General features: G+C 66.0%; 4 protein-coding genes. 1 reads left to right on the top strand and 3 read right to left on the bottom strand.

Annotation, left to right across the window (positions count from 1 at the left end):
* Nucleotides 1–126: 126 nt before the first annotated feature.
* On the bottom strand, nucleotides 127–966 hold the full coding sequence (locus tag QZY03_RS02215; protein ID WP_295577838.1) for a tetratricopeptide repeat protein: 840 nt from the start codon (nucleotides 964–966) through the stop codon (nucleotides 127–129).
* Nucleotides 967–1,154: 188 nt separating this feature from the next.
* On the opposite strand from QZY03_RS02215, the gene cysZ reads away from it, so the two are divergent.
* Entirely contained in the window at nucleotides 1,155–2,339 is a 1,185-nt protein-coding gene (gene cysZ, locus QZY03_RS02210; protein WP_295577836.1) for a sulfate transporter CysZ, read from the top strand.
* 506 nt (nucleotides 2,340–2,845) lie between these two features.
* Here the strand turns inward: cysZ and QZY03_RS02205 are convergent.
* Together QZY03_RS02205 and ovoA are read right to left on the bottom strand one after the other, a co-directional pair.
* Complete coding sequence (locus tag QZY03_RS02205) at nucleotides 2,846–4,030, bottom strand: MalY/PatB family protein (RefSeq protein ID WP_295577834.1); 1,185 nt, start codon at nucleotides 4,028–4,030, stop codon at nucleotides 2,846–2,848.
* Entirely contained in the window at nucleotides 4,005–6,146 is a 2,142-nt protein-coding gene (gene ovoA / locus QZY03_RS02200; RefSeq protein ID WP_295577831.1) for a 5-histidylcysteine sulfoxide synthase, read from the bottom strand. Before ovoA ends, QZY03_RS02205 begins: the two co-directional genes overlap by 26 nt.
* Between the last annotated feature and the right edge of the window lie 309 nt (nucleotides 6,147–6,455).

Genomic DNA, 6,455 nt, shown 5'->3' with positions numbered 1-6,455 from the left:
TTTGTCACCGCAGCGATCGCGGTCACCGCTGCACCGCATCGCGGCGGGACGCCGCTCCCACGGGGGATTTTCATCTTCGGGGGTGGCTTGATGTTCCTTCCATGCCCGGATGAGCTGACCGCCCCCTCAGTGCACCCGCACTCCAGCCGCCTCCAACTCCGCGAGGACGGGCATCAGTTCCGCAATTTCCGCCGCGTCGTCGCTGACCTGAAGATAGCGGCGCAGGTCGGCCGCGGCGGCCGGGGTATAGCCCAGTTCGCGGTAGATCAGGCCGCGGTCACGCAGGTCATCGGGCGAGTCCGGCTGCAGGGCCAGGAGTCCGTCGACCGCGATCAGCGCCTGCCCCAGGTCACCGTCGCGCAGGAAGATCACCTTCAGGTTGGCCAGCATCCGCACCAGGATCTCCCGCCGGGTGGCCGGCCGCAATAGTGCCGGATTGGCCGCGACGGTCAAGACCCCGCAGCCGTAGACATCATCCAGGCGGCGGTCCAGATCCTCCAGATCGAGTGAGGCGCCGCGACTGAAGGGGTCGAGGACCAGCATCGCGTCTCCGGCCGCGACCCGCACCAGGAAGTGACCCGGAAAGCCGACCCCGAAAGCCGGTATTCCGACCTGACGCGCGACTTCCACATAGATCAGGGACAGACTGATCGGGATGCCGGTGCGCCGTTCCAGTACCTGATCGAGGAAGCTGTTGCGGGGGTCGTAGAAGTCCTCCAGATTGCCGCCGAATCCCTCCTGATCGAACAGAAAGCGGTTGAGTGCCCGCACCCGGTGCGTCAGGTCCGCCTCACGCGGCACGCTGGAGACCGCGGCGATGCAGAGGCTTTCAAACCGACGCAGCGACCGGTCGGCATCCAATGTCGGCTGGAACAGACGGCTGATCGCCAGCGCGGCGCGCGGGAGATCGATCGCCGCATCCGGGAGTTGAGCCAACAGGGTGAGTTCTTCTTGGGCTCGCTGCATGGTGATCTCCTGGCTGCTGTAGTTAAGTCCAGACAGTGCATCCGCCGAGGCGTTCCGTCAACCGGTGGGCGTGACGTGTCCGGCGCGCAATTCAGCCGCGGCTGCCGCGGATGGCATACCCCAAGGCCCCGGCTCGGTATACTGTGTTCCCGTCCAACTCTCACGAACCAGACGATCCCAATTCAACCATGTCCGTCAACCCTGTCTCCGGTGCCGGCTATCTGTTCCAGGGCATCAGGCTCATCACCCGCCCGGGCCTGCGGCGCTTCGTCATCGTGCCCTTATTGGTCAACATCCTGGTGTTCTCGGCCGGCATCGCCGCCGGGGTCTCCTGGTTCGAGGGCTTCGTTACCTGGATGGACGCGCGCGTTCCCAGTTGGTTGCAGTGGCTCGACTGGATTCTCTGGCCGGTCTTTGTGCTGCTGCTCCTGGTGCTGGTCTTCTACGGGTTCGCCCTGGTCGCGAACCTGATCGCCGCACCCTTCAACAGCCTGCTGGCGGAGAAAGTCGAACTGCTGCTCACCGGACGGCCGCTGGAGCAGGGCGGCGGGGTGCCGCAGATGCTGAAGGAGCTGATTCCGACGCTGTGGGACGAGACCAAGAAGATCCTCTATGCCCTGCTGCTCGCCATCCCGTTCCTGCTGCTGCTGTTCGTGCCGCTGGTGGGGCCCATCCTCTGGTTTCTCTACACCGCCTGGATCATGGCGCTGCAGTATGCGGACTATCCCATGGGCAACAACGGGCTCAAATTCCGCGAGCAGCGCCGACGACTGCGCGAGCGGCGCACCTTGAGTCTGGGGTTTGGTGCCGCGACGGTCGGCGTCAGCATGGTCCCGGTGCTCAACTTCATTGTGATGCCCAGCGCGGTGGCCGGCGCCACCGCCCTGTGGGTGCGCGAACTCAAAGGATCGCCCAACTACCAGGGCGCGCACGAGTCGCGGGTGGCGACTCGCGGCGTGCTGCTGGTCATCGATCAACTCTCCGGACATATCCGCGGCGAGTTCCTGACCGGACCCTTCAGCGGCCAGCCCCTGGAGCGGGTTTCGACCCAGGATCTGATCGATCTCCTCGCACAGTGGTATGCCGGTGACCTCGCCTCGGCCGAAGCCCTGGAAGTCTACCTGGAGCGCGAGCGCGAGCAGCCGGTGCGCCGGCCGACGTCGGCGCAGCGTGCGGATGCTCCCAAGCCGACGGCGCGGCAGCACATGCCGCAGGAAGAGGCGAGGGCGGTCCTCGGTTTGGGCCCAGGGGCCGGCCCGGAGGAGATCCGTGCCGCCCATCGGCGGCTGGTCCAGCGGCTGCACCCGGATCGGGGCGGATCGGATTACCTGGCGGCGAAGATTAACGAGGCGAAGGATGTGCTGCTCGATTAGCCCCGAGTTGGGGATACATGAAACAACGAATACGCGTAGGTGCATGTACGTGTATGTGGGTGCATGTAGGTGCGACTTCAGTCGCACCGATTCGGGCGCAGGTGCGACTGAAGTCGCACCTACACTGACCGGTATCAAAATTGTCGGAAATCGCCTAAAGCCAAACCGCATCACCAGCCGGGCGCACCAGAAATCCGCGAACCAGCGCGACTGGCGATCGGCCAGCACGGTGGTGACAAAATAGGCGTGACCTGCTTCGGACCAGCGGCCTTTGCGTAAGTCGTCATAGGGCATCGCCGAAATCTCCCGGTGCGAATAAATTCGCACCTACATGACAGCGGCCTTTGCGTAAGTCGTCATAGGGCATCGCTGAACTCTCCGGGTGCGAATAAATTCGCACCGACATGCGCCGACCACCGAGGACTGTTGCCGACGCATGTCGGTGCGAATTTATTCGCATCGACATGAGCCGACATCCGCGATTTGCCGCATTGCTGATGCATCCGTTACCCCAAGGCGGCGGCAAGTTGCTCCAAAGCCTGCTGGATGACCGCCCGGGGGGCACCCAGGTTGAGCCGCATGTGTCCGCTGCCGCCGGTGCCGAACAGGGTTCCCGGACTCAGGCCCAGGCCGGCGCGCTCGATGAAGAAGGCGTGCAGGGCGGTATCGTCCAGGCCCAGTTCCCGGCAGTCGAGCCACAGGAGATAGGTTCCCTCGGGCCGGATCGCGGTGATGCCGGGCAGCCGGGCGGCGATGAAATCCAGCGCCAGGTCGCGATTGCCGGCGAGATAGCGCAGCAGGGCATCGAGCCAGGGGCCGCCTTCACGGTAGGCGGCGGTGAAGCCGGCGACGCTGAACGGGTTGCTGGCGCTGACATGAAAGGTGTCGAAGACGCGGCGCAGGGTGCGGCGCTGGGTCGGGTCGGGACAGATGAGCGCGGAGAGTCCAAGACCGGGGATGTTGAAGGTTTTGCTCGGCGCCGCGGCGGTGATGACGGCGGCGGGCTCATCGGTCAGTCGCGCCAAAGGGTGATGGACCTCGCCCGGAAAGCACAGGTCATGATGGATCTCATCCGACAGGACCACCATTCGGTGGCGGCGGGCGATCTCCAGCAGGGCGGTCAGTTCGTCCGCGCGCCAGACCCGACCAACCGGGTTGTGCGGCGAGCACAGGATCAGCAGACGCGCACCCGTGGCGGCGCAGTGTTCCAAATGATCCAGGTCGAATGCATAGCCCTCGGGTGTTGCGCGCAGCGGGTTCTCCACCACGCGTCGGCCGTTGGCCCGCACCACCGAGAAGAAGGGCGCATAGACCGGGGGCTGGACGATCACCCCCTCGCCGGGCTCGGTCAGGGCCTGGACCACCGCGGCGAGCGAGGGCACCACCCCCGGCGCCATGATGACCCAGTCGCGCTCGATGACCCAGCCGTGCCGCTCGCGCATCCAGTCGGCCAGGGCGCTGAAGAGCGCATCCGGAAACAGGGTGTAGCCGTAGACCGGATGTGCCGCCCGCGCGGCCAGGGCGCGGGTGACCGCCGCCGGCGCGGGCAGGTCCATATCCGCAACCCACAGGGGCAGCACGCCGGGGTCACCGAACTGCGCCAGGCGTGCGTCCCACTTGACCGCGGCCGTTCCCTCACGGTCGATCGGCCGGTCGAAGTCCAGTTCAGTCATGTCCATGTGCGGGGGCATCCTCTCGCTCCGGAAGACGCTCCCAAACCGTCACCTCGGAGAGACTGTGCTGGAACTTGCGGCGGGTTTCGCGGATCACGAAGGGGACCTCCAGCGGGCCTTCGATCAACCGGAAGTGCGCGCCCAGCACCGCCTTGAGTCCATCCAGTGTGGTGACGTTCTCACCGTCGCGCTTGAACCCGCCCAGCCATTCTTCCCGCGGGGTGTGCTCGGTAAGCCAAGTGTAGGGCGAGGCGATGAGCAGCAAGCCGCCGGGATTGATGCGCGCGTGACACTGGGCGAGGAAGCGCGTCGGGCTGTAGAGCCGGTCGATCAGATTGGCGGCCAGGAGCAGGTCATAGCCGGTGAACTGCGCCTTGAGGTTACAGGCGTCGCCCTGCACGAAGGTCACCCGGTCACGTACCTCGGCGAGACCCAGATCCTTGAGCCAAACCTCCCGCCAGGAGACCAGTTCGCCCTCGTCCACCAGCGTGTAGCGCAACACGCCCTGGTCCGCCAGTTGCGCACCCAGGCCGATGAAGCGGGCAGAGAAATCCATGCCGGTCACCTCCGCGAAGCGGCGCGCCAGTTCGAAGGTGGCGCGGCCCGTCGCACAGCCCAGATCCAGCGCGCGGCGGGCCGGGCGGTCGCCGAGGCAGCGTAGCGCGATGACGGCGAGTGCCCGCGGGAAGTTGGGTACGCCGTGATACTGGTCGCCATAGTGGAACTCGGCGTATTCGGAGAGCAGGCGATCCGTCTCGTAGTGGGATGCCACCGGTCGTTCGGGCGCGGCGCCGACCACAGTGCGGAAGCCGGCGTGCTGGAAGAAATGGCGGCGGAAGGCGTAGCGGGCGGAGCGCAGCGACTCGTTACCGCTGGAGATCCAGGACCCGCCCTTCATCAGATTGTGGCGCTCGTCGAAGGTCGGGGTGGTGAAGTCATCGTAGAGCGGATGCACCCGGAACCCGGCGAAGGGGTAGATCGGGGTCTCGGTCCACTGCCACACATTGCCCGTCACGTCGAAAAATTCGCCTTGGGGAAAGCGGTCCACCGGGCAGGAGGAGGCCCAGTGATCCAGGTGCAGGTTGGCGGCGCCTGGCCGATCCGCGGGGACCTCGGTGCCGCCGGCGGTGTCATAGAGTCGATACCACTCGTCCTCAGTCGGCAGTCGCACCAGCGTGCCGGTTTGCTCGGCCTTCCAGAGACAGAACGCCTTGGCCTCGTGGTAGTTGACCTCCACCGGCCAGTTCCAGGGCATCGGGACGGTTTCCAGCATCAGGCGCAGACGCCAGCCCGCGGGTTCCGGCACCCAGAAGGTCGGGTAGCGCGCCTGACTGAATTGACGCCAGGCCAGGCCCTCGGGGGTCCACCAACTGTCGGTCTCGTAGCCGCCGGTCTCGACGAAGGCCAGGAATTCCCGGTTGGAGACCAGCGTCCGCGATGCCTCGAAAGCCGGAACCTCGGCCTCATGGAGGCCGTACTCATTGTCCCAGCCATAGTGGCTGGCGGTCGCCTGGTGTTTGTCGAGCCGGATCGACCCGGCGGCGACCGGCACCAGGGGGTTGGCCGGGGGCTCGCCCGTCTCCCGACAGGGTTCCCAGGCCGGGTCGGTGCGCAGGCAGTCCAGCGACTGCTGCCGGATCAGCACGGTGGAGGTCTCCAGATGGATGCGTTCGTGCTCGATGCCCATCAGGATCGGCCACCAGGGGCTGTCCCAGTTGATCGGCAGACGCAGCGGCAGCCGCTCGATCAGGCCGATCACGGTGCCGCGGACCCGCTTGCGATAGTCACGCACGGCCTGGACCGAGGGCCAGTCGTAGTTGGACTCGTCCAGGTCGTCCCAGGACATCTCGTCCACGCCCACCGCGAACATGGACTCGAATTTGGGCTCGATCCGCTGCTCCAGCAGGCCCGCGAGGATCAATTTGTTGATAAAAAAAGTCGCCGTGTGGCCGAAATAGAAGATCAACGGATGCCGCAGGGCGATCGGCTTGCGATAGTAGGCATCGGCCGTGGCCAGGGTGGCAAACAGCGACTCATACCGGTCGAAGGTCGCGATGAAATAGTCGCGGATCTCGCGGCGCTTGGTCTCGGGGTCGTCGCCGTGCAGCAGTGGGGTGCGGGGAAAGCGTTCCATAATCATGGCGTTCTGTGTTATCTGGTTGCCGTCGGCACCGGCAGTCGCCGCCGATACCCCGCTAATTTATGGGCCAGAGGGCAGGAATAACAGGGATGTCCGGATTCGGTCGACCGCGCGGCGCCCCGAGCGTGCGTGACGGACTTGATCGTCGTTGCGGCCGGTGCCCGGGCGTCCCGCACTGGAGGTCGAGGCTTTACCGTGAAGGTCGCGCAGCGACCCCGTGGGAGCGGCGTCCCGCCGCGATGGGGCCGGGCGCGCAGCCGCAGCGTTCGCGGTCACCGCGGCACCGCATCGCGGCGAGACGCC

Source organism: uncultured Lamprocystis sp., from assembly GCF_903933125.1.
Taxonomy (GTDB): Bacteria; Pseudomonadota; Gammaproteobacteria; order Chromatiales; family Chromatiaceae; genus Thiodictyon.
This window is presented reverse-complemented; position numbering and strand designations above follow the sequence as displayed.